This window comes from Pseudomonas sp. BN505 (assembly GCF_029873175.1).
GTDB classification, from domain to species: domain Bacteria; phylum Pseudomonadota; class Gammaproteobacteria; order Pseudomonadales; family Pseudomonadaceae; genus Aquipseudomonas; species Aquipseudomonas putida.
On the sequence record NZ_SSOI01000013.1, the window covers coordinates 25539 to 47433 of the forward strand.

Annotated in this window: 23 protein-coding genes; 9 read left to right on the plus strand and 14 right to left on the minus strand. The window is 63.1% G+C overall.

All coding sequences use genetic code 11. The features are described 5' to 3' along the window. Positions 1 to 204: 204 nt before the first annotated feature. Both E8E78_RS00945 and E8E78_RS00950 read left to right on the plus strand, forming a co-directional pair. Complete coding sequence (locus tag E8E78_RS00945; protein WP_049276107.1) at positions 205 to 711, plus strand: disulfide bond formation protein B; 507 nt, start codon at positions 205 to 207, stop codon at positions 709 to 711. A gap of 231 nt (positions 712 to 942) precedes the next feature. After that, positions 943 to 1413, plus strand: coding sequence for an Rsd/AlgQ family anti-sigma factor (locus E8E78_RS00950; RefSeq protein WP_016497486.1), 471 nt, complete (start codon positions 943 to 945; stop codon positions 1411 to 1413). A 9-nt stretch (positions 1414 to 1422) separates the two neighbouring features. Here E8E78_RS00950 and E8E78_RS00955 read toward each other — a convergent pair whose 3' ends face one another. After that, positions 1423 to 2061, minus strand: a complete 639-nt coding sequence (locus E8E78_RS00955; protein WP_049276106.1) for an FKBP-type peptidyl-prolyl cis-trans isomerase — start codon at positions 2059 to 2061, stop codon at positions 1423 to 1425. A 179-nt stretch (positions 2062 to 2240) separates the two neighbouring features. On the opposite strand from E8E78_RS00955, the gene E8E78_RS00960 reads away from it, so the two are divergent. Next, positions 2241 to 3377 (plus strand): AlgP family protein, encoded by a 1137-nt coding sequence (locus tag E8E78_RS00960; RefSeq protein ID WP_280312381.1) that lies wholly within the window; start codon positions 2241 to 2243, stop codon positions 3375 to 3377. Here the strand turns inward: E8E78_RS00960 and E8E78_RS00965 are convergent. Then, entirely contained in the window at positions 3353 to 3835 is a 483-nt protein-coding gene (locus E8E78_RS00965) for a TIGR02444 family protein (RefSeq protein WP_049274584.1), read from the minus strand. The two genes, E8E78_RS00960 and E8E78_RS00965, sit on opposite strands and share 25 nt — an antisense overlap. A gap of 50 nt (positions 3836 to 3885) precedes the next feature. Here E8E78_RS00965 and E8E78_RS00970 point away from each other — a divergent pair, with 50 nt between their 5' ends. The 3 genes from E8E78_RS00970 to E8E78_RS00980 all read left to right on the plus strand — a co-directional run bounded on the left by E8E78_RS00970 (position 3886) and on the right by E8E78_RS00980 (position 7216). Further along, positions 3886 to 5796: an ATP-binding cassette domain-containing protein gene (locus tag E8E78_RS00970; protein WP_049274583.1), complete on the plus strand. Its 1911-nt coding sequence runs from the start codon at positions 3886 to 3888 to the stop codon at positions 5794 to 5796. Then, entirely contained in the window at positions 5796 to 6383 is a 588-nt protein-coding gene (locus E8E78_RS00975) for a mechanosensitive ion channel family protein (protein ID WP_016497491.1), read from the plus strand. Before E8E78_RS00970 ends, E8E78_RS00975 begins: the two co-directional genes overlap by 1 nt. A gap of 200 nt (positions 6384 to 6583) precedes the next feature. Further along, the gene (locus E8E78_RS00980; protein WP_049274582.1) at positions 6584 to 7216 is read left to right on the plus strand and encodes a LysE family transporter; all 633 of its coding nucleotides are present in this window, start codon (positions 6584 to 6586) and stop codon (positions 7214 to 7216) included. Between the two features lie 140 nt (positions 7217 to 7356). Here E8E78_RS00980 and E8E78_RS00985 read toward each other — a convergent pair whose 3' ends face one another. Both E8E78_RS00985 and E8E78_RS00990 read right to left on the minus strand, forming a co-directional pair. After that, positions 7357 to 8112 (minus strand): slipin family protein, encoded by a 756-nt coding sequence (locus E8E78_RS00985; protein WP_049274581.1) that lies wholly within the window; start codon positions 8110 to 8112, stop codon positions 7357 to 7359. 2 nt (positions 8113 to 8114) lie between these two features. Continuing rightward, positions 8115 to 9461 carry a nodulation protein NfeD gene (locus E8E78_RS00990; protein WP_049274580.1) on the minus strand — a complete coding sequence of 449 codons (1347 nt, stop codon included), beginning with the start codon at positions 9459 to 9461 and terminating at the stop codon, positions 8115 to 8117. A 98-nt stretch (positions 9462 to 9559) separates the two neighbouring features. Here E8E78_RS00990 and E8E78_RS00995 point away from each other — a divergent pair, with 98 nt between their 5' ends. The 3 genes from E8E78_RS00995 to E8E78_RS01005 all read left to right on the plus strand — a co-directional run bounded on the left by E8E78_RS00995 (position 9560) and on the right by E8E78_RS01005 (position 11029). Further along, entirely contained in the window at positions 9560 to 10018 is a 459-nt protein-coding gene (locus E8E78_RS00995; protein WP_016484356.1) for a YbaK/EbsC family protein, read from the plus strand. Positions 10019 to 10078: 60 nt separating this feature from the next. Then, complete coding sequence (locus tag E8E78_RS01000) at positions 10079 to 10321, plus strand: DUF2789 domain-containing protein (protein ID WP_016484357.1); 243 nt, start codon at positions 10079 to 10081, stop codon at positions 10319 to 10321. Positions 10322 to 10390: 69 nt separating this feature from the next. Continuing rightward, on the plus strand, positions 10391 to 11029 hold the full coding sequence (locus E8E78_RS01005) for a hypothetical protein (protein ID WP_016497496.1): 639 nt from the start codon (positions 10391 to 10393) through the stop codon (positions 11027 to 11029). A 6-nt stretch (positions 11030 to 11035) separates the two neighbouring features. Here E8E78_RS01005 and E8E78_RS01010 read toward each other — a convergent pair whose 3' ends face one another. From E8E78_RS01010 to E8E78_RS01055, 10 genes are all read right to left on the minus strand, one after another. Then, positions 11036 to 11473 (minus strand): CBS domain-containing protein, encoded by a 438-nt coding sequence (locus E8E78_RS01010; RefSeq protein ID WP_049274579.1) that lies wholly within the window; start codon positions 11471 to 11473, stop codon positions 11036 to 11038. Positions 11474 to 11598: 125 nt separating this feature from the next. Then, positions 11599 to 12888 (minus strand): VWA domain-containing protein, encoded by a 1290-nt coding sequence (locus E8E78_RS01015; protein WP_049274578.1) that lies wholly within the window; start codon positions 12886 to 12888, stop codon positions 11599 to 11601. A gap of 8 nt (positions 12889 to 12896) precedes the next feature. Continuing rightward, complete coding sequence (locus tag E8E78_RS01020; protein WP_049274577.1) at positions 12897 to 14132, minus strand: VWA domain-containing protein; 1236 nt, start codon at positions 14130 to 14132, stop codon at positions 12897 to 12899. 46 nt (positions 14133 to 14178) lie between these two features. After that, positions 14179 to 14682 carry a hypothetical protein gene (locus E8E78_RS01025; protein WP_049274576.1) on the minus strand — a complete coding sequence of 168 codons (504 nt, stop codon included), beginning with the start codon at positions 14680 to 14682 and terminating at the stop codon, positions 14179 to 14181. A gap of 13 nt (positions 14683 to 14695) precedes the next feature. Next, positions 14696 to 15430: a hypothetical protein gene (locus E8E78_RS01030; RefSeq protein ID WP_049274575.1), complete on the minus strand. Its 735-nt coding sequence runs from the start codon at positions 15428 to 15430 to the stop codon at positions 14696 to 14698. Positions 15431 to 15453: 23 nt separating this feature from the next. Next, the gene (locus E8E78_RS01035) at positions 15454 to 17004 is read right to left on the minus strand and encodes an SUMF1/EgtB/PvdO family nonheme iron enzyme (RefSeq protein WP_049274573.1); all 1551 of its coding nucleotides are present in this window, start codon (positions 17002 to 17004) and stop codon (positions 15454 to 15456) included. Then, positions 16994 to 18217, minus strand: coding sequence for an FtsX-like permease family protein (locus E8E78_RS01040; protein ID WP_280312386.1), 1224 nt, complete (start codon positions 18215 to 18217; stop codon positions 16994 to 16996). The genes E8E78_RS01035 and E8E78_RS01040 overlap by 11 nt, the downstream gene beginning before the upstream one ends. Beyond that, positions 18201 to 18899 (minus strand): ABC transporter ATP-binding protein, encoded by a 699-nt coding sequence (locus E8E78_RS01045; RefSeq protein ID WP_016497504.1) that lies wholly within the window; start codon positions 18897 to 18899, stop codon positions 18201 to 18203. The genes E8E78_RS01040 and E8E78_RS01045 overlap by 17 nt, the downstream gene beginning before the upstream one ends. A gap of 6 nt (positions 18900 to 18905) precedes the next feature. After that, positions 18906 to 20858 (minus strand): vWA domain-containing protein, encoded by a 1953-nt coding sequence (locus tag E8E78_RS01050; RefSeq protein ID WP_049274571.1) that lies wholly within the window; start codon positions 20856 to 20858, stop codon positions 18906 to 18908. Then, on the minus strand, positions 20855 to 21895 hold the full coding sequence (locus E8E78_RS01055) for a hypothetical protein (protein WP_059395016.1): 1041 nt from the start codon (positions 21893 to 21895) through the stop codon (positions 20855 to 20857). The genes E8E78_RS01050 and E8E78_RS01055 overlap by 4 nt, the downstream gene beginning before the upstream one ends.

The window sequence follows — 21895 nt, forward strand, 5'->3', positions numbered from 1 at the left end:
CCAAGGTGCGGGCTTTGGCGTTGGGTAACTTTTCTACTGCTGCCAGTTAGATCTGCAGTGCAGTTCCTCAGCCGCCTCCTACCGTATCGCTTGAAATTTCCTACGCCATTCAGCGACTTGTCGCTACTGTTGCGCCTTGATACAAAGCGCATCTTTCCTCTACCGTCTCACACCACAACATCTTCCCCGGGACTTTCACCGCCCATGCTTCCGGCCCGTTTGCGCACCTTTTTCCTTCCTGCCTGCCTGGCCGCATTGGCGGTGCTGGTCGCGTCATACCACCTGGAAAACATACGGGGGTTGGTGCCATGCCCGTTGTGCTTCAGCCAGCGGCTGCTGCTAGCGGTGTACGCACTGCTGAGCCTGGCGGCGGTGCTGCAGGCACCAGGCACGCAGGGCACCCTCCATTACGCACGGGCGACGCTGGGCTGCACGCTGGCTGGCGCGTTGCTGGCGGCACGGCATGTCTGGTTGCAGGGGGCCAGCGGTGCTATCCCTGTATGCCCGGTACCGATCGGGCGTGTGTTCGAGCAATCCTGGAGCGAGGCGGCGCGGCAATTGCTGCTCGGCGGCCCCGAATGCAGCTCGCTGACCTGGAGCTTTCTCGACCTGACGCTGCCTGAGTGGAGCCTGCTGGCCTTCTTGTTGCTGGCCGTGCCGCCCTTGAGTTGCCTGCTGGCGTATCGTTTCCGCACCCTGGCAAGAAGTTGACCTGGAACAAGGCTGGGCCACTAGCGCGACCAATGGCGTATTAACAGGGTATTAAACACTTGTATGAACTTTGTCCGCTGCGTACCTTGATGGGCAGCACGCGCGGGAATAATCTCCCAGCACGCATACCGAAAATACAACTGCTCGATGCCGTCCTGCTGATGTCACCTTTGTGCTGCGCGGTCGTGGTGCGAGGTGCAGCGGCATCTACCCAGAAGGGAAGAGATTGCCATGCTCGATAGTTGTCAGAATGCCCAGGAACGCTGGGGTGGGGTTCACAAGCTGATCGACCGTTGGCTGGATGAGCGCCAGGAACTGGTGCAGGCTTTCCGTGCTTTGCGCGATGTGAAGCCGGCCTTCGCCGACAAGGATACGCACGGGGACTTCTGTGCTCTCCTTGTCGACTACGTTTCGGCGTGGCACTTCGAGGTCAGCGAACAATTGGTCAGTGAAGCCAAGGAATTTGGTGACACGCGCGGTCTGGAGCTGGCCACGCAGATCAATCCTCGCATCGATGACAGTACCCAGATTGCTCTGGCCTTCAACGATCATTGTACAAAAGGTGAGTGCTCGGACCCGGCTCGTTTTGCCGAGAAGCTGACCAAGTTGGGTGCCCTGCTGCACGAGCGCTTCGAACTCGAAGATTGCCTGATCGAAGTGCTGCACAACGCGCACAAGGAAGAGGGCACAGTCGAGGCCTGAAGGTTGGCGTCAGTCGCCAACCGCCAGCAATTCGATCTCGAACACCAAGGGCGTATAGGGTGCGATCAGGTCACCTGCGCCTTCGGCGCCGTAGGCCTGCGCTGACGGGATTACCAGGCGCCATTTGGCCCCGGCGTGCATCTTTGGCAAGGCCACCTGCCACCCTTCGATCACCGAATCCAGGCTGAACCACTGGGGCGCCTGGTTCTGGTCGAACACCGAGCCATCCGGCAGCCTGCCCACATAGCGCACCTGCACTTTACCGCCAACTTTGGGCTGCGCGCCTGTGCCTGGCTGCAGTTCACTGTAGAGCACACCTTCCGGTAGTTCGCGTACCCCATAACGGCCACGCTCGTTGGCCATGAAGCGTGTTTCGGCTGCCTGCAACTTCTGCGTGGCGGCGTCACCTTCCTGGGCTTCGTGTTGCTGGAGCACGGCCTGCATACGTGCTTTGTCGAGCTTCAAGGGTTGCCCCTGATAGGACTGTTTCAGGCCTTCGACCAGTGCGTCCAGTTGCAGGCCAGGCATATCCTGGCGCAGACGCTCGCCCAGGCTGGCGCCCAGGCTGTAGGCGAGGTCATGGTCGTTGCTGTCGGCCATTGCAACTGGCACCAGCAGGCATAAACCTAATACAAGATATCGAGGCAATGCCCTGACTCCCAAATATCAGCAATGATTAATTCAGCAACTACACTTTCACGCAGCTGCAAGATAACAACTTTGCCCAGGCATGCAACGCGGCGTAAATATTACTGTCAACATGCCCTAGCGGCGGTAGCAGCAGAAGCATAGTATGAGCCGCAATCTCGTCAGCCAGGAGGTAAACCATGTCGGCCAAAAAGAAGCCAGTAAGTACGCCGTTACACCTGCTCCAGCAACTTTCGGGCAGCCTGCTCGAACACTTGGAAGATGCCTGCTCGCAAGCGCTGGCTGATGCGGAAAAACTGCTGGCCAAACTGGAAAAGCAGCGTGGCAAGGCCCAGGAAAAACTGCACAACGGTCGCCTGAAATTGCAGGACGCCGCCAAGGCAGGCAAAGCCAAGGCGCAGTCCAAAGCGCAAAAAGCCGTTGGTGAACTTGAAGGGCTGCTCGATGCCCTCAAGGAACGTCAAACCCAGACCCGCTCTTATATCCAGCAACTCAAGCGCGATGCTCAGGACAGCCTCAAGCTGGCCCAGGGTGTAGGCAAGGTTCGCGAAGCCGCCGCCAAAGCCCTTGACCAGCGCGCCGTCAAAACCACCAAGCCTGCCGCTGCCAAGCCAGCTGCCAGAACCACCGCAGCCAAACCTGCCGCGAAGCCAGCTGCCAAGGCTACTGCTGCAGCCAAACCTGCCGCCAAGCCAGCTGCCAAAACCGCTGCTGCTGCCAAGCCAGCCGCTAAACCGGCTGCCAAGGCTACTGCTGCTGCCAAACCTGCCGCCAAGCCAGCTGCCAAGACTACTGCTGCAGCCAAACCTGCCGCGAAGCCAGCTGCCAAGGCCACTGCTGCAGCCAAACCTGCCGCGAAGCCAGCTGCCAAGGCCACTGCTGCAGCCAAACCTGCTGCGAAGCCATCTGCCAAGACTACTGCTGCAGCCAAACCTGCCGCGAAGCCAGCTGCCAAAGCGGCTGCTGCTGCCAAACCCGCAGCGAAGCCAGCTGCCAAAGCGAGTGCTGCCGCCAAACCTGCGGCCAAGCCTGCTGCCGCTGCCAAACCTGCAGCCAAGCCAGCGCCAGCCAAAACCGCTGCCGCGAAACCAGCTGCGAAACCAGCGGCCAAGCCTGCTGCCGCCAAGGCTCCTGCACGTCCGGCCGCCAAGCCATCTGCCGCCAAGCCTGTTGCCAGCAAGCCAGCCGACGCCAAACCTGCTACGCCAGCCGTCAGCACCCCGGCCGCAGCAACCAACTCGGCCACCCCAGCCGCTTCGGCAGCACCGTCGGCACCTGCCAGCACCCCGACTCAGGCACCGTCTTCGGCGTCCTGAAGCGCAGCCGCCGCGACGCGCAACACATCCAGCGCGTCGTGGTGTCGGGCAGGCTCCGGCGCCAGCCGGGCCAGCCAGTCGTCCGTGGGCTCATGGGAGTCCGCGGGCCACTGTCGCGAGCATTCCTGCATACGCGCGAGCAGCGCTTTTTCTGCCTGTAATTCCAGCCCCTTCACCTGCTCACGCAACGCCGCCAGTTGCGTATCACCCGACGCTGACGCTCGCCATTGCTGGCGCAGGCTGCGTAACGGGCCGACCACTTCCCGCTGCCAGGGCTCGGCAATGTCGTGCAGGGCTTGCGCGCGCGCGTCCAGCAGGGCCACGCCACGTGCCTGCAGCCAGGTGGCGCACAGCAGCAGGCAGACATCGCCACCCTGCGCCTGGAGTTCAAGGCAGGCCGCTTCCACGCCGGGCCTGGCATACAGGGCCAAGGCGTAATTCCACAGGTCGGTGTGCATGGTTCCACTCGCGCTATGGGCCGAGGAAGCTGGTAGACTCCGCGACCATCATGATCAGACTAACCAACCTCACTTTACAGCGTGGTCCGCAGCGCTTGCTAGACGGCGCCGACATGACCCTGCACGCCGGTCACAAAGCCGGCCTGATCGGCGCCAACGGCGCCGGGAAATCCAGCCTGTTCGCCTTGCTGCGCGGTGAGCTGTCGCCCGATGGTGGCGATTGCCAGCTGCCCGGCGACTGGCGCATCGCCCACATGCGCCAAGAGGTCGACACCCTCGACCGCCTGGCCGTGGACTATGTGCTCGACGGCGATCTTCGCCTGCGCAAGGTCCAGGCCGAACTGGCTGCGGCCGAGCAGGCCCACGATGGCACCGCCCTGGCGCGCCTGCACAGTGAGCTGGAAGGCGCCGACGGCTATACCGCCGACGCCCGTGCGCGCAAATTGCTGGCGGGCCTGGGCTTCACCAACGAGCAGATGGACCGCCGCGTCGGCGACTTCTCCGGTGGCTGGCGGATGCGCCTGAACCTGGCTCAGGCGCTGATGTGCCCGTCCGACCTGCTGCTGCTCGACGAGCCCACCAACCACCTGGACCTCGACGCCATCCTGTGGCTGGAAGACTGGCTCAAGGGCTACCCCGGCACATTGTTGCTGATCTCCCACGACCGTGACTTCCTCGACGCCGTGGTCGACCATGTGCTGCACGTCGAGCAGCGCAAGCTGAACCTGTACAAGGGCGGCTACTCCGCCTTCGAGCGCACTCGTGCCGAACGCCTGGCGCAGCAGCAGCAAGCCTACGAGAAGCAGCAGGCACAGCGCGCGCACATGGAAAAGTACATCGCCCGCTTCAAGGCCCAGGCCACCAAGGCCCGTCAGGCACAAAGCCGGATCAAGGCCCTGGAGCGCATGGAGGAGCTGTCGGCTGCGCATGTCGACTCGCCGTTCGACTTCGTCTTCCGCGAGTCGCAGAAAATCTCCAGCCCGTTGCTGAGCCTGTCCGAAGGCCGCCTGGGCTATGGCGACAAGGCCATCCTCGACAAGGTCAAGCTGCAGCTCACCCCGGGTGCGCGCATTGGCCTGCTCGGGCCCAACGGCGCCGGCAAGTCGACCCTCATCAAAAACCTTGCGGGTGAGCTGGAGCCTTTGTCGGGCCGCCTGGTCCGTGGCGAGAACCTGGCGGTTGGCTACTTTGCCCAGCACCAGCTGGACTCGCTGGACGACAAGGCCAGCCCGCTGCTGCACCTGCAGCGTATTGCTCCCACCGAGCGCGAGCAGACCCTGCGCGACTTCCTCGGGGGCTTCGACTTCCATGGCGCCCGCACTGACGAGCCGGTGGTGAATTTCTCCGGTGGCGAAAAGGCCCGCCTGGCGCTGGCGCTGATTGCCTGGGAACGGCCGAACCTGCTGCTGCTCGACGAACCAACCAACCACCTGGACCTGGAAATGCGCCTGGCGCTGACCATGGCGTTGCAGGAGTTTGCCGGTGCCGTGGTGGTGGTGTCGCACGACCGTCACCTGCTCAAGAGCACGACCGACGACTTCCTGCTGGTGGCCGATGGCAAGGTCGAAACCTTCGACGGAGACCTGGACGACTACAGCCGCTGGCTGGTCGAGTACCGCCAGCGCAGCGCGCCGGCCAGTACGGCCCCGGTCAACCCGGACAAGACCGACAAGAAAGCCCAGCGCCAGGCTGCCGCAGCCTTGCGCCAGCAACTGGCCCCGCACAAGAAGGCGGCCGACAAGCTGGAAACCGAGCTCAACCAGGTGCACGTGCAACTGGCCGAGATCGAGACCGCGCTGGGTGACGGTGGCCTCTACGAAGCGGCGCGCAAGGACGAGTTGCGTGACCTGCTGGCGCGCCAGACCAAGCTCAAGCAACGCGAAGGCGAGCTGGAAGAAGCCTGGATGGAAGCGCTGGAAACCCTCGAAAGCATGCAGGCCGAGCTCGAGGCGCTGTCCTGATGGAGGAACTGCGTTCGCTGCTGCCAGGGCAATGGATGGACACCTTCTGGCTGGGCTTGCAGATTCTGTTGATCCTGGTGGCGGCCTTCGTCCTGCAGCGCATCGTTGCTCGCGGGTTGAGCCGCCTGGGCCAGCGTTACCCGCTGCCACCAGAGCTGCTGGTACCGGTGCGTGGCGGCCTGCGCTGGCTGATCATGGGCAGCGCACTGCTGTTCGTGCTGGAGCGCCTGGGCGTTTCGGCGACCGTGCTGTGGACGGCGCTGTCCGGCTTTGTCGCGGTGGCGGCGGTGGCCTTCTTCGCCATGTGGAGCGTGCTGTCCAACCTGCTGTGCGCGGTGCTCATCTTCACGGTCGGGCCGTTTCGCATTGGTGATGTGGTCGAACTGGTCGACACCCTGGACAAGCCGGGCGTGAAAGGCCGGGTGATCGCGATCAACCTGCTGTTTACCACCCTGCTGGAAATGCCCGAAGCGGGCGGGGCGCTGGTGCAGGTGCCCAATAGCCAGTTCTTCCAGAAGTCGGTCCGGCGCTGGCGCGGGGCCGAGGTACAGGCCCTGCACAAAGAAACAGCTGCCGAAGCTGACTGAAGCTGTATTGGCCCCTTCGCGGGCATGCCCGCTCCCACAGGTATCCCACAGGGTCTGAAAACTGCACAGTACTTGTGGGAGCGGGCGCGCCCGCGAAGAGGCCGGTACAGGCGATAGAAAATCCATCAGAAATCGCTGGTTATTTTTTCACCAAAACCTTAGCTTAACCTTTTGCAACAAGTGTTCGAGCGAGGTGTGTGATGTCGATGGAAGTATGGTTGGGCTTCTTTGCCGCCTGTTGGGTGATCAGCCTGTCACCCGGTGCCGGGGCGATTGCCTCGATGTCCAGCGGCCTGCAATACGGCTTCTGGCGTGGTTACTGGAACGCCCTGGGCCTGCAACTGGGCCTGATTGTGCAAATCGCCATTATTGCCGCCGGCGTCGGCGCCATCCTGGCCGCCTCGGCCACCGCCTTCCAGGTCATCAAATGGTTCGGCGTTGCCTACCTCGTATACCTGGCCTACAAGCAATGGCGCGCCTTGCCGATGGACATGTCCGATGAGTCCGGCGTGCGCCCTATCGGCAAACCGCTGAGCCTGGTGTTCCGCGGCTTTCTGGTCAACGTCAGCAACCCCAAGGCACTGGTGTTCATGCTGGCGGTACTGCCGCAGTTCATCAACCCGCATGCACCGCTGTTGCCGCAGTATGTGGCAATCACCGTGACCATGATCACCGTGGACATGCTGGTGATGGCGGGCTACACCGGTTTGGCCTCGCGGGTGTTGCGCCTGCTGCGTACACCCAAGCAGCAGAAACGCTTGAACCGGACGTTTGCCGGATTGTTCATTGGGGCGGCGACCTTCCTCGCTACCCTGCGTCGCGCACCGATCTGATCGGGCCACGGGGGCGCAAACACACACTCTGTGGGAGCAGCCTTGTGCTGCGAAGAGGTCATTGCAGCCGAAGGTGATCTTTAGCCTTACCGGCCTCTTCGCAGCACAAGGCTGCTCCTACAGGGATTGTGGAGCGGCCTTTATTTGTTCTGCTTGTCTACCAGCCCCGTCAGCAAGTCCACCGGCATCGGGAAGACAATGGTCGAGGTCCTGTCCCCCGCAATCGCCCCCAGCGTCTGCATATAGCGCAACTGCATCGCCCCAGGCTCCTTGCCCAGCATCTGCGCAGCCTGCATCAGCTTCTCCGACGCCTGCAATTCCCCCTCGGCATGGATCACCTTGGCCCGCCGTTCGCGTTCGGCCTCGGCCTGCCGGGCGATGGCGCGGATCATCGATTCGTTGAGGTCGACATGCTTGATCTCGACATTGGCCACCTTGATGCCCCAGGCATCGGTTTGCGCGTCCAGCACCTGGCGAATGTCCGCGTTCAGTTGCTCACGTTCTGCCAGCAGCTCATCCAGTTCGTGCTTGCCCAGCACCGCACGCAGCGTGGTCTGGGCCAACTGGCTGGTGGCTACCAGAAAGTCCTCGACCTGGATGATCGCCTTTTGCGGGTCGAGCACGCGGAAGTAGAGCACCGCGTTGACCTTGACCGAAACGTTGTCGCGGGTGATTACATCCTGTGGTGGCACATCCAGCACCACGGTGCGCAGGTCTACCCGCACCATTTGCTGGATCACCGGGATCAACAGGATCAGCCCCGGCCCCTTCACCTGCCAGAAGCGCCCCAGCTGGAACACCACGCCGCGTTCGTATTCGCGCAAGATGCGAAACGCCGACAGCAAGAGCATCGCCAGCACGATCAGCACGGCACCAAAACCCAGTTGCATGAACATGGTTATTCTCCTTGCGCCGCAGGCGCGGCGGCGCTCACGTCCAGCATCACGCCATGGCGCGCGGTCACCCGCACGTTCTGGCCAGCTTGCAGCGGCGTTGCGCACTGCACTTGCCATTCCTCGCCCTGGGCCAGTACCACGCCACGGAACGGGTTGCCTGCCATCACTTGGGTGACGGTGACCAGGCTGCCGACCAGCCCCGCGTCACCGCTGACCAGCGCCCGTTGGCGTGCCTTGAGGGCCATGCCCAGCACCCCGCCGATCAACAGCGCCGAGAGCACTGCCAGGGTACCGATCAAGGCCAGCGGGATGCCGAAGCCGGGTGCGTCAGTGTCGATCAGGATCAGCGCGCCGACCACAAAGGCAACGATGCCGCCAAACCCGACCACGCCGAAACTGGGCAGGAAGGCTTCGGCGATCATGAAAGCGATGCCCAGCAAGATCAGCGCCACCCCGGCGAAGCTCACCGGTAACAGCTGCAGGGCGTACAGTGCCAATAGCAGGCAGATGCCGCCGACCACGCCTCCCACGGTAGAGCCGGGGCTCATGAATTCAAACAACAGGCCGTAAACGCCGACCATGATCAGGATCAGCGCCACGCTGGGGTTGGTGATGACCGCCAGTACCCGGGTGCGCCAATCCGGCAGGTGCTCCACCAGGCTGGCGCCGGCTGTCTGCAACTGGTGTGGCTGGCCGGCGGCCTCCAGCGTTTTACCGTCGAGTTTGCGCAGCAGGGCAGGCAGGTCGTCAGCTACCTGGTCGATCACATTCAGCCGCAAGGCTTCGCTGGCAGGGAGGCTGACAGCCTCGCGCACGGCCTTCTCCGCCCAATCGGCATTGCGCCCGCGCAGCTGCGCCAGGCCGCGGATGTACGCAGCGGCATCGTTGACCTGCTTGCGGGACAAGGTTTCATCATCGCTGCCTTTGGTCTTGTCGTCCTTGGGCGCACCTGGGGGGCCGCCAATCTGTACGGGCGTGGCGGCCCCCAGGTTGGTCCCGGGGGCCATCGCGGCAACATGGCTGGCGTAGAGAATATAGGTGCCGGCGCTGGCAGCGCGGGCACCGCTTGGGGCCACGTAGGTGGCAACCGGCACGGGGCTGGCGAGAATCGCCTTGATCATCTGGCGCATGGCGCTGTCCAGGCCACCTGGGGTGTCCATGCGGATCACCACCAGTTGCGCGCCCTGGGCCTGGGCCTGGTCGAGGCTGCGTACCAGGTAGTCGGCGCTGGCCGGGCCGATGGCATCATCGATGCCCAGCACCCACACTGCACCGGGCGCTGCCTGACCACCTGGCGTGATGCCAAGCAGCAACAGCAGCAACAGCCAGCGCCAGCAGCGGGCGATCACCTGTCGTCACCTCGTTTGGCCCTATTACACAAGTTTAGCCCTGGCTGGCGCCAGCCGGCCTAAAATTGGAGATTGGGGGGCGAAACCGGAGGTGCATCATGCGTATGGCAAAGACCCTGCAGGCCCGCCTGGACAAGGCCAACTGCGACTACGACATCATTCCTCATCCACACTCGGCCACCAGCCTGGAGTCGGCCCGTACGGCCGGCGTGCCCGCCGAGCGGGTCGCCAAGTCGGTGATGCTCGATGACCGGCATGGCAACTACATCATGGCCGTGCTACCGGCCAACCGGCATCTGGACATGACCAAGGTGCGCATGTCCGGGGCCTGGCAACTGACCCGCGAAAGCGGCCTGCCGAGCCTGTTCGGCGACTGCGAGCGCGGCGCCGTACCGGCCCTTGGCGACGCCTACCAGATAAAAATGCTGCTTGATCCGAGTCTTACTCGCCAAGGCGATGTCTATCTGGAGGCGGGTGACCACGATCACCTGATCCACATGAGCATGGAGCAGTACATGAAGTTGGTGCCGCACGCCGAAGTGCGCGAGCTGTGCTGATGCTTTCAACCCATACCAGTCTGGCGTCGTCGATGACCAGGCTGGTGCCCAGGAGGAACCATGGACAAGCCGATTCATCCATTTTCGGAAATTTTCAAGCAACTGGGTCTTCCTGACGACCCGGTAGAAATCGATCGTTTCATCACAACCCATTCACCACTCGATGAAGATGTGAAGCTGGTGGATGCGCCATTCTGGAACGACTCTCAACGAGCCTTTCTCAAGGAAAGCTACACCGCCGACGCTGACTGGATACCCATGATCGACCAGCTGAACGAGGCGCTGCATCCCCGCAAAAAATAAAGCGCCGAGCGGCACCTGACGAGTGATTGGCCGTTGCTATGCTCAGGAAAACAATAAGGGGATAGCGCGATGAAAGATCCCTATGCACCAGGTTTCTGGTGCTCCGTGACGATCCTGGGCACCCTGACGGCCAGTTACTTCTATGGCATCAGGCAAACGCAACAGATGAACCAGGCTGTGCACTTCCTGTATGCGGCTGCCGCTGTCACGGTGGCGGTGGTATTGGTGGCGCTGACCTGGATCGCCTGGCAACAGTTGCACCTGAACAAGCGCGAAGTGATTCAGGGACGAACGTTGCTCACCATCTGGAACACCAAGGTGGCGCTACGCCGCGTCGAGACGGTATTCGACCGCTATTTCTGGGGCAGCTACTGGCATTCGGGGCGCACGTTCGAAGAGGTCATGGGCGAGCTCAAGGGCACGCCGCTGGAGCAGAGCCTGGATGCGCTGAAGCGCCAGTGCCGGGCACTCGACCGTGAAATCCATGACCACCATCACCATTGGCTGGCCAATGCCCGCGACCTGTCCAGCGTGGCCCAGGCCATGGCCCGTGAACGCTACCAGCTGGACCTGGGCGAGCCCACCTGCAGTGGCAATGGCAATACTGCCGTGCTCAACCGTGACCTGGAGGTGCTGGTGTACACCTGGTCGGCGCGCCTGCGCAGCTTCGACCATCAACTGGACGAGCTGGAGCGCGCCTACCATTGAGGGCCGTCATTCGCCGCGGATGTACTGCTCCAGCTGCTGAATCAGGCTGGCCTGTTCGGTGATGGTTTCCTTGACCAGGTCGCCGATCGACAGCAGGCCGAGCAGCTTGCCGTTGTCGACCACCGGCAGGTGACGCAGGTGACGATCGGTCATCAGGTTCATGCAGAAATCGAGCGTCCGCTTCGGTTCCACGGTGACCACGGGTGCGCTCATGATTTCGCGCACCGGGGTGGCGGCGGAAGAGCGGCCCTTGAGGACCAGTTTGCGCGCATAGTCCCGTTCACTGACGATACCCACCACCTGGTCGCCCTCGACCACGGGCAACGCACCGACGTTTTTCTCCGCCAGCACTTTCAGGGCGTCGAGCACCGAGTCATCCGGGCCGATGGTGTAAACGGTCTGGTGCTGGGACTTGGTCTTGAGGAGTTGTTCGACGGTCTTCATACGGGCCTCTGCGGGTGAAAAAAGCGCTGTCTCGGAGTAACTAAAGCATCCGGCACGGCGCTCTGCACGGCAATGCAGGAAACGGCATGGAGTCGATTGAAAAACGTCATCAGCCGTCATTGCGCCTACGGGCAACCGGTCGCGGCCACCTCCTGGCTCGCTTCCTTGAGTGCCGCGGCCACAGCAGCGGCGTCGTTGGCGGTATACACCCGCCCGCCGGTGTTGCTGGCTGCGCAGTTGGAGCCGGTGCTGGCGCTGATGTTGACCACGTTGATGCGCAGGCGCGGCTGGTTCTTGGCGATCTGTTCCGACACGCTGCACACACTGGTACCGCAACTGTCCCGGCCATCCACGAACATCACGATCACGCCATCCCGGTCTCGGCCGTTCATCTTGCTGGCGGCTGCTTGCAGGCTGATACCCAGCCCCGTCCCGCCACGTGCGTTCAGGTCGGCCACCCGCTTGACCAGGTCTTCGCGCTGGCCAGGGCCAAAGACCCCGTGGTCCACCGGGCTGCGGCAGCCGTCGAAGGTGACCAGGCGCATGTCCACGGCCTTGTCCAGGTCGCCGATCACTGCGGTCAGCGAGCTTTTCGCCACGTCCATGCGGGTGAGCCGTTGCGGCTGGTTGTTGGCCAGCAGTTCGTCAACGTAAGGAATGCGGGCCAGCAGGCCGATGTACCAAGGGTCATCTTCCTTTTTCACCCTGATGCGCTGGTCCATGGAGCCCGAGGTGTCCAGCACCACCGCAAACTCCGATGCCTGGAAGGCGCCCCCCGGGGTACAGATTGCAGTCTGCGTATAGCCCTGCCAGCGCTGGTACAGCACAGGCCAGCTGCTGTACAGCCAGTAGAGCAGGAGCAGTAACAGGCCAAACAGCAGCCAGGGCCACAGGCGCAGGCGGCGTTCGGTCATCACCACGGTTCGTGTCCGGGTGGGCTTGGGGGTTGGTGTGGGTTTTGGCTTGGCCGGCGCTGGCTGTCGCGGTGCCGGAGGTGGCGACACCACGGGCGGCGCAGCGACAGGTGCCGGCTGCCCCCAGCGAATCACCAGGGGTTCGTCGTTGATGCTGTACAGGTTGGCAAGGTCGGGTCGGCCGATCAGTGTGCGCAACGCTTCGGCTGCGGGCGCCTGGCCGCGCCGTTGCAGCTCATCGGCCAATTGGCTGACGGCTGCCTGGCGCTCTTCATAGCGCTTGAGCAAGGCAGCCTGCTGCTCTCGGCCCAAGGTGGCATACAGATGCGGTTGCCCCTCCAGTTCAGACCACCATTCCAGCACACCGTCGCGGCCCTGCCGGGGTATTGCGTACAGGTGAGCGATGCCCGGCGGAAAGTGCTGACGGATCAACGCCACCCTGAGTTCGAGCGCGCTGGCAGCATCCTGGCTGGCGTGGGTGTCGCGGTTTACCCTTTGCATGTCTTGTCCTAGTCGCAATCGGCTGTGCTGGAGACTTCCTGGCTGGCAAGCTTGATGGCAGCGGCAACCTGCCCGGCATCGCTGGCGGAATAGATGCTCCCACCCGTACTCTCGGCCACACAGCTGGCCAAATTGCTGTTGCTGATGTCGACCAGATTGACGCGCAACCTCGGCTGCTCGCGGGCAATCCGCTGCGCCACTGCACACACGTCCTGTTCACAGCCGTCGGCACCGTCGATGAACATCAGGATCACCCCATCGCGGTCGCGACCGTTCATTGTTTTGGCCGCCACATCAAGGCTGGCCGCCAGGGCGGTGCCATCATTGGGTACCAGTGCCTGAATACCTTTGATCAATGCCGGGCGCTGGGCCAGGGTGAACACGCCGTGGTCCAGCGGCGCGCGGCAGCCATCGAAGGTCACCACGCGCATATCCACCGCCGGGTGCAGGTCGTTGATCAGGTGGGTCAGGCTGCTCTTGGCCACGTCCATACGCACCGGGGCGCGGGTAAGTTGCGCGACACGCTGCTGATCGATGTTCGGGTCGTCATTGATGTGCTGGAAGAACCATTGTTCGTCTTCAAGGGTGGTGGCGACGTTGAGTAGCATCGAGCCCGAGGTGTCGAGCACCACGGAAAATTCGGGCGGCTGTATGCGGGTGTCTTTCACGCAGGCGAAGGGCGTGGCGGGGCGGTTGCCAAGCCAGTGCTGCAGGTAGGGCCAGCCGAACCACAAGGCCAGGGCCAGCAACAGCAGGCCGAGCAGTGGCAACAAGAACCATGGCAGCCATACCCAGCGCCGACGTACCACGGGCGCGGGTCGTGGCGGCAGCGGTGCGGGCGACGGCTTGACCGGGGCAGGTTCGGCCCAGCGCACGACCAGCGGTTGGCCGTTGATGCTGTACAGGTTGTTCAGGTCGGCAGGCCCGATGAGCTTGCGCAGCAGCGCGGCATCATTGGCCTGGCCCAGGCTCTCCAGTTTGCTTACCAGCTGGTGTACGGCTTCCTGGCGCTCGTCGTAGAGGCGCAGCAACGCGGCCTGTTGCTCGGCGCCGAGGTCATGGTATCGGTGCGGTTGGCCTTGCAGTTCCGACCACCATTCGCGCAGGCCATCCTTGCCGTTGCGTGGGGTGGCAAACAGATGAGCGATGCTCGGCGGAAAATGCCTGACGATGATCGCCATGGCCTGTTCGAGCACCCGCAGGTCGTCCTTGGCGGGGCTGGTGTCGCGGGTGACCCGCTGCATGTGGATATCCTGAAAAGACTCGGCAGCCGAAGCTGCCGATGAGGTTTTACTCGTAACCCAGGCTCAGCTGAAGGCGGCTGACCTGTTGTTGAAGGGCCGCGAGCTTCTGCTTGCGGGCTTCGATCTGGGCGTTGCTGGCATTTTGCGAGGGTGCGGCCTGGTTAGCCTTGAGCTGCTGCTCCAGGCCGGCGATCTGCTTTTGCACATCGCTCTTGTTGCCATGGCGCGCCTTGAGCGTGCCCAGCAGGTCGTTCAACGATTTTTCCAGGCTGGCCTGCTGCCGTTGCTGGCTTTGCAGGTCTTGGCGGGTCGAGGCCTGCAGTGCACTCAGTTGTGCGTACACTTCGTTGAACTGGCGGTTCTGCTCCTTGGCGCTGAGCAGCTCCTGTTCGCTGTTGCGTACACCCTCGGCATAACCTCCGCCGTAATCGCAGTTGAGCTTGCTGATCAGGCTGGCGCTGCTGTCGGAGGCATTGCACTGGGAGGCAGTGGTCGCACAACCGGCAAGGCTGGCCAGCAGTGCCAGGCACAGGCAGTTACGTAGAAACATGGCGTGCACTCCTTCAGCCCAGGGTGATTGCCGAACGCTGGCTGTAGAGGCCATCGACCTCCTGCTGTAGCGAGGCGACCTTGGTGTTCATCTTGGTGATCTCGGCTTCGACCTTTTGCACTTCGGCCTGGCTGGCGCCGCCATCACGTTCAAGCTTGGCCACCTGCTGGTATTCGGTAACGCGTTTTTTCATGTTGGTCAGGTCTTTGCGCATCAACCCGATGTTCTGGTCGATGTTGGCGATATCCCGCTGGGCCTTGGCCTTGTCCAGGGTCTTGGCTTTCATGCTCTGCTGGATGCTGGCAATTTGTTGCTTGTCGTCGTTGATGACGCGTTGCAGCGTATCGCTGCGCTGTGCGACCTTGGCGGTTTCACCCTGCACTTCGGTAGTCATCGCGTTCAGGCGCTCGGTGGTATCGGCATATTTCGCCCGGCGCTGATCAAGGTAGTAGTTGGCGCCCATGGCCACACCGCACGCGCCGACACCGGCGATGATCGAGCAGGCTGCCTTATTGCCGGAGTTGGACAGCATGCAGGCAAGAATGCCAGCGCTGGCCGCGATGGCACAGGCCTGGAAGCCCGATGTGGTAAAGAACTTGGCATCGTTGCCGCTGGTCAGGCGCGGATCGACAGTGCCCTGGCTACCGGTCATCGAGCTACCGGTATTGGCACAACCGGTAACGGCCAGGCAAGCAGCCATCAGCAGACCCAACCAAGGGTTGATACGGGTGGATGTAGGGAAGTTCATGGTGGCTCCTGGATGTCCTTGGGTCAGTGTGCGACGGTCTTGCAGCTGTTCAGCCATGCGTTGGCATCAATCTTCTGTGTCTTGAGGAACGACATCTGGTTGGCCCAGTGGGTACGCAGGTAGGGCGACAGGTCCTTGAGGTTCTTGTTGGCTTTGAACGAGCCGTCCAGCACTGGAACCTGGGCTTCGAGCAGGTCCTTGCCGTACAGCGAACCCGACTCCACCAGGGAGCTGGCGTAGTAGCGGCTGAGCTTGTGCAGGCGCTCCTGCTGCTCTTCGAGCTTGACCTTGCGCACGCCACAGGTCGGGTCTTCTTCACCGGCCTTGCAGTTGCTGGCGTAGTTTTTCTGCAAAAAGTCCAGGTACTGGCCGTCGTCGAGCATCTTGGTGCACAGGAAGGCGCCAAGGTTGAGGCTGGCGCGAATCGCCTGGTCTCGGGCTTCCTGCTGCTGCTGGTTGCTGGCGCGCAGTTGGTTCTCGACGGTCTTGAGCTGGTTCTTCAGGGCTTCGTCTTCCACGTTGGAAGCAAGCTCTTCCAGCGCCTTGACGGTGCCTTTCTGCTTGCTTTCGGCAGCTGGTTGATCGCTGCCCAGGTTGCTCCAGCTCTTCTCGATGTTTTTTACCCGGTCGCGCGAGGTGAGGGTCGGGGAAACCATGGTCAGGCGCAGGCCGTTGGTTTTCTTGGCCACTGCACCCTCGGCGTTGTAGTACGGCTCTTCCTGGCGCAGCGAGGTGCGCAGGTCGCCTTCGCTGGTCAGGTAGTTGCCACCGCGCACCACATAGCCACCGGCCTGGCCGTGCTGGCGGTCGAGCTTGTTCAGGCGGAACGGCTCGAACATCATCTCGCTGGCATTGCCGAGCATGTCATGCAGGCCCAGCGGGTTGGGCTTGAGCAGCCCGCTCAGCTGCAACTGGCCGTTGGCAGACTGCGCGCCGGCGAACCACTCGTAGGCATTCAGGCCTTCGGGCATGGGGTAGCGGCCATCGCGGAACTCGGCCGTGCTGACTTGCAAACCGCCACGCGCGGCGAACTCCCACTCCACCTCGGTTGGCAGGCGCAAGAAGCCTTGGGCGCCATCTTCGCGGGGCAGCTTGTCGGGTGCATTGGCACGCAACCAGCGGTTGTACTTGTCGGCAGCCTGCAGGGCGTCCAGCCACGACACCGATACAATCGGCAGGCGCTGCTTGTTGGAGGCGGTCGGGCAGGTTTCGTCCATCAACGCCTTGTACTGCAGCTGGCTCATCTCGTATTTGGCCAGCAGGTAGTAGCGCGACTTCTCACCTTTGGCACTGGTGAAACTGCCGGCAATGAACGCCGGGCGGGTCTGCTCGACATAGCCCCACTCGGCGCTGTCCTGGCCGATGTTGATGGGGTAGTCGTCCAGCGGGCCAGCCACCGGGATCATCACCTTGCGAAACACCATGGCGCCGTCACACGGCATGGGCAGCACCACGTCATCGGCGTCGGCCATGGGGTTGTAGTATTTCTCTTCCCAGGTCGCCGCTGTGGCTTGCAGCGCAAAGCCGAGAGCAAGTGGCGCCAGAAGCAGGCGGCTGTAGGCTTTAGAGTTCACGCAGGTTCTCCGCAGGTTGTATGCGTATGGCACGCAAGGCGCCGATCAGGGCGACCAGGCCGGCGACCAGGAAGGCCAGCAGCAGGGCGACCAGGCCATGCCATACGGTGATGTGACAAATGAAGGCGCCGGTTGCCTGGCTGCTGACCAGCAACCGGTCGAACAGCAGGCTGCCGAGGTAGTAGCTGCCAAGGCCGCCCAGGTAGCCCCCCAGGCTCAGCACGAGTGCTTGAAGCACCACGTAGGCCGATACCGCGGGGCTGCTGAAGCCCAGCAGGCGCAGCACGGCCAGGTGGCGGCGCTTGCGATCGATGTTGGCCAGGAAGGCGCCGACCAGCGAGGCGATGCAGCCGATCAGGGCGGCCCCGGCAATAACGCTGAAAATCAGCCCGAGCACGTGGTTGATTGCCTTGACGCTGTTGATTTCTGCCAGGCGGCTGGCGGTTTCGATGCGCTGTTCGTTAAGCCAGCGCTCCAGCGGTGCCACGCTGTCGATGTCCCGCGCATAGACCCGGGCCCGGGCGTAGCCGACGTTCAGGGCATCAAGGGCCTGGCCACTGCTTGCCCCGAGGCTGGCGACCAGATAACCGTCGCGATAGTGTTCCAGCTCCATCAGCAGCTCGGGGCTGACGAAGGCTGCAGGGCGGGCGAAGCGCACCGAGCTGACGATGGCACGCACCTGCAACGTGCGCTCGCCACGCTCGTTGACTTCGTTCAGGCGCCGGGCAACGCGCAAGCGCAGGGTGTCACCGGCCTTGGCGTCGAGCCGTTCGGCGGCTCGTTCGCTGAGAATCACCTGGTCGGGCGCCAGCTCACTCAGGTCTGTTGCCAATAAGGGATCGCCGGCCCGGGTAGGGATGACCTCGACGTTGTCGGCGAAGCGGCCGTGTGCACCCAGCAGGTCGGCCTGGGTGTTCAGCGAGCGGGTCTGGCCGATGGCGAAGCCCACCTCCGGGCGTGCCTGCAACCGTTGCAGCCAGGCTTGGTCGAAATGGCCGCTGCTGAGCATCTTGACCTCAAGGTTTCGGGGGTCGCTGAGCAGTTCCTGTTGCAGTTGGCTGACCACCCCGTGCTTGAGGCCGAACAGCAACAACAGCGGGGCAATGACAGCGACCAGCGAGGCCGCCATGCACAAGGAAACGTTACGGTCGTGCCAGAGATCGGCCAGGGATAACCGGGCCAGCAGCAGCAGGCGCTTATGCCATGGGTTCAAAGCGTGTTTCCCCTTGACCGTTGATGGCACCCAGGCGCGGCAGGCCGAAGCGTTCGACCAGAGCCCAGTCGTGGGACACGATCAAGGCGCTCAGCCCTAGCTCAGCCACCAGCTGCAGCAGCAGTTCGAACAGCCGCTCTGCATTGTGCGGGTCGAGCGCGGCGGTGGGCTCGTCGGCCAACAGCACTCGGGGTTCATGGGCGATGGCACGCACGCAGGCCACCCGCTGACGCTCGCCGATGGACAGCGCCTGGGGCAGTTTGCCCAGCAGCGGTGCCAGGCGCAAAGCCTCGACAGCCTTGTCCACCGCCGTGCTGGCAGGTGGCAGGCCGAGCAGGCGGCGTGGTAGCAGGATGTTGTCGCGCACACTGAGAAAAGGCAGTAGCCCGCCGTTCTGCAGCACAAAGCCAAGCTCGCGCGAACGCAATGCCGCCAACGCTGGCTGCTGGTCGCTGGCCAGCAGGCTGGCCACGTCCTGGCGTTGCGGGCCAAGCCTGTAGTGCGTCAGTTGCTCAGGCTTGAGCAGCAGGCCAATGGCTTCCAGCAGTGTGCTCTTGCCGCAGCCGCTCTCGCCCGTGATGGCACGCACTTCGCCGGGTTGCAGGCACAAGGCGTCCAGCCGTACCCGGTGAGCCTGCGATCCTTCGCCTCGAACGACTAGTAGTCCCTTGATATCGAGCATATGGGGTCAGGGCATCATTTCCAGCGGTACCGGGTAGACGTTGTCGCGGCTGTCACTGCCCGGCGCCAGGGCAACCCAGCGGTCGACATCGGCGTTGTAGCGTTGGTAATGGCGCAGCTTGGTGCTCAGGCTGCGGATGAATTTCTCCTGGGCCAGGCCATCCCAGCCCTTCCAGGTTTCTTCGTCCAGGTTCAGCACTTCGCTCTGGTAGGGCAGGTCTTGCAGGTACTCGCCAAGCACGCCCAGGTCTGCCACGCGAGTGGTCGAGCCTTGCTTCAGCTGGTTCGGGTCGGCACCCATGGTCGCGGCAACCGAGCGCAGGCGGGTGAACATTTCGTCTGGCGAAATCATGCCTTCGTTGGCGGCATCCAGGATCTGCTTGAGTACATCGCTCAGGTCGCTGAGTTGGGCCTTGGTCAGCAGGACGCGCACATCGGTGGTCGGCACGTTCTGTTTGATCAGGTCGCGGTCGCTGATCCAGGCCTGGAACACCGGCGGCGCCTGGGTACCGTTGGCCTTGCCCAGGTAGGCCAGCTGCATGGCGTGGCCGATCAGTGCGGCATCCTCGAGCATTTTCTTCTCGGCAGGGTCGGCCTTGGCATTGTTTGCGCTGCCGATGGCCGCCTCGCCCATGTAGGCCGCCCGCACTTGCTGGGTGATGGCGGCAGCCAGGCCGTCGACCTTGCGGCCAAAGGCCTCCACATCGCCGGCATTGACCGGGTAGTACAGCGAGGTGTTGGTGCCCGGGTAGTTCGACAGGGTGCGGTACTGCGCTTCGGCGGAGCTGTGGTTCTTGGCGCCACTGGGGGTTTTCAGGTGCAGGGTGTACAGGGCCACGCCAGGGTTGCTGGCTTCGATCTTGACCTGTTCGGCGCCAAGGCCGGTGCTCGACAGCTTGTCACCCCCGTCAATGGCGCCGGCATCGGTGATCAGCACCACATAGCGTGCGCCAAACTGGCTCCAGTCGATCTGGTCGACGGCAGACATGACACCGGCGTAGGCGTCTTCGTTGAACTCGCTGCTCGACACCTTGGCTTGCTTCAGGTCCGCGACCTTGGCCATGAAGTCGGCACCGTCCTTCACCGTGTTGGGGTCGGCGTACATCTTGCTGACGTATTCCAGGCCCGGCACGGCCTTGGTGCTGGAGCGGTAGGCGACCAGGCCGAACTTGACCTGCTTGCCGAGGTTTTCCTTCTCGATCTGCCCGTACACGCGCTTGATCGCCTCGCGGGTGCGATCGATGTACGGGTCCATCGAAATGGTCGAGTCGATGACGAACACCACGGCCGCACTGAACGCCTTCAACTGCTGGTTGGCAGCGGCCTGGGCAGGAGCGGGTGTGGCGGCTGCGGCACTGTCGGCCTTGCTGACCGAAGCCACATTGAGGATGCGCGTGCGGAAGCCTTCCTCGGTCATCACTTCTTCGCCGCTGAGCACGGGCAGCAGGTAGAAGTTTTTCTGCAGGTCGACGAAGTATTCGGGCTCTTCGGCCAGCACGCCGGGCGCCTCGGTGCCGTGCTTGAGCTTGGCGCGGAGCGGGGCCACATGGCTGACCGGGTCGGGGGCGTTGAGAATGCCTTCGAGCTGGTTGCGTTCCTTGAAGAACATCAGCCGATCACGGTTGGCGGGGTTGGTAAACGCCAGGGTCAGCTGCATTTTCCATTCGACGGTGCAATCGGCAGGCAGCCAGCCGATGCTCTTGCCCTGGGTGTCAGGGCCGACCCGCAGCCACTCGCGGGCGTCAGCCTGGGCGCGTTCGTACACGTAGAAGCGGCTGAAGGTGGGTTGTGCGGCGCCAGGGGCAGCCCCGGCGTTATCGCTCAGCTTGCAGCCTGGCGTGGTCAACACGCGCTGGAACAGGGTTTTCTTGCCATCCTGCAGCAGGGGCTTTTCGGCTGCCTGCAGGGCAGGGCTGAGCGACAAGGCCAGCAGCGCGGCGCCAATGCTACGCATCTTCATGGCTTGAGCTCCTCGTAGCGCTGCTTGGCTTCGGCGTTGTTTTCATCGAAGCTGAGGATGGTCTCGTACCAGGAGGCTGCAGTGGCGGCTTCCGGCGCCTTGAAGCAGTTGCTTGGCTGGTGGTACTTGGGGTCGTATTCGTGAGCGTAGGCCGTGGCGATCTGGATGTCACCGGCATTGGCGCGGTTGGCATACAGGCGCTGGGCCACATCGCACTGGTCGTTGGCCTTGGCCAAACTGATCACTTCAAGCAGTGCGGCGCTGTCCGGTTTGCTCTGGATGCACGACTGCAGGAACGCCAGTGACGTCTGGCCTTGCATGCTTTCCAGCGAACAAGGTTTGGCCGCGTCGGCCTGTGCGACGGGCTTGTCTTCAGGCGGCACGGCTGCAGTTGCTTCGCCTGCGCTGCGGTTGAACCACCACCAACCGCCCCCGGCGGCAAGCGCCAGCAGGATCAGGGCCAACAGGGGTAGCAGCCACTTCCGGCCTTGCTTGGCAGGCGCCTTCGGCGGCGGTGCCACAGGTGCTGGCTGGGGGGCTGGCGCGGCCTCGGGCACGGGTTCTGCCGTCACTACCGGAACAGGCTCAGGGGTGGGCACCGCAGGTGGCTCGACAATCACCGTCGCGCTGGGCAAGGGTGCCGGGGGCGGCGATTTCTCCAGCGCTGGCCCAGACTCGACAGACGCGATGATGGCGCTGTTGATACGCACCATGCCAAGGTCGCTGCGCCCGGTCTGCGGGTTGCTGACCTCGATGCGGAAGGTGGCGGTACCGCTGGCTTGCAGCAATGGGTTGATCAGGTTGGGGCCGATCCGCGTTTCGATGGCCGGGGCGCCTGCGACAGCATTCATGCCATCCAGGCGGAACCAGTGAGCCACTTTGGCCCAGTGCCCGCCATCATGAAGAAACTCGTGGGACTGGCTACTTTGCAGAGAGCATTGCAGCCCTTCGCTGGTGCCTTCCCAGCCGGTGATCCGCAACAGGCCTTGGCCTGGTGTGTTCACGTCCAGTGGCAGCACATCAACTCTGATACCCAT

Coding starts and splice junctions, on each gene's coding strand:
- E8E78_RS00970 (WP_049274583.1), top strand. CDS start 3,886: ATGATCAGACTAACCAACCTCACTTTACAGCGTGGTCCGCAGCGCTTG.
- E8E78_RS00945 (WP_049276107.1), top strand. CDS start 205: ATGCTTCCGGCCCGTTTGCGCACCTTTTTCCTTCCTGCCTGCCTGGCC.
- E8E78_RS00980 (WP_049274582.1), top strand. CDS start 6,584: ATGTCGATGGAAGTATGGTTGGGCTTCTTTGCCGCCTGTTGGGTGATC.
- E8E78_RS01015 (WP_049274578.1), bottom strand. CDS start 12,888: ATGCAAAGGGTAAACCGCGACACCCACGCCAGCCAGGATGCTGCCAGC.
- E8E78_RS01010 (WP_049274579.1), bottom strand. CDS start 11,473: ATGAAGACCGTCGAACAACTCCTCAAGACCAAGTCCCAGCACCAGACC.
- E8E78_RS01000 (WP_016484357.1), top strand. CDS start 10,079: ATGGACAAGCCGATTCATCCATTTTCGGAAATTTTCAAGCAACTGGGT.
- E8E78_RS00985 (WP_049274581.1), bottom strand. CDS start 8,112: ATGTTCATGCAACTGGGTTTTGGTGCCGTGCTGATCGTGCTGGCGATG.
- E8E78_RS01005 (WP_016497496.1), top strand. CDS start 10,391: ATGAAAGATCCCTATGCACCAGGTTTCTGGTGCTCCGTGACGATCCTG.
- E8E78_RS00960 (WP_280312381.1), top strand. CDS start 2,241: ATGTCGGCCAAAAAGAAGCCAGTAAGTACGCCGTTACACCTGCTCCAG.
- E8E78_RS01055 (WP_059395016.1), bottom strand. CDS start 21,895: ATGGGTATCAGAGTTGATGTGCTGCCACTGGACGTGAACACACCAGGC.
- E8E78_RS00975 (WP_016497491.1), top strand. CDS start 5,796: ATGGAGGAACTGCGTTCGCTGCTGCCAGGGCAATGGATGGACACCTTC.
- E8E78_RS00965 (WP_049274584.1), bottom strand. CDS start 3,835: ATGCACACCGACCTGTGGAATTACGCCTTGGCCCTGTATGCCAGGCCC.
- E8E78_RS01045 (WP_016497504.1), bottom strand. CDS start 18,899: ATGCTCGATATCAAGGGACTACTAGTCGTTCGAGGCGAAGGATCGCAG.
- E8E78_RS00995 (WP_016484356.1), top strand. CDS start 9,560: ATGCGTATGGCAAAGACCCTGCAGGCCCGCCTGGACAAGGCCAACTGC.
- E8E78_RS00950 (WP_016497486.1), top strand. CDS start 943: ATGCTCGATAGTTGTCAGAATGCCCAGGAACGCTGGGGTGGGGTTCAC.
- E8E78_RS01050 (WP_049274571.1), bottom strand. CDS start 20,858: ATGAAGATGCGTAGCATTGGCGCCGCGCTGCTGGCCTTGTCGCTCAGC.
- E8E78_RS01020 (WP_049274577.1), bottom strand. CDS start 14,132: ATGCAGCGGGTCACCCGCGACACCAGCCCCGCCAAGGACGACCTGCGG.
- E8E78_RS01030 (WP_049274575.1), bottom strand. CDS start 15,430: ATGAACTTCCCTACATCCACCCGTATCAACCCTTGGTTGGGTCTGCTG.
- E8E78_RS01025 (WP_049274576.1), bottom strand. CDS start 14,682: ATGTTTCTACGTAACTGCCTGTGCCTGGCACTGCTGGCCAGCCTTGCC.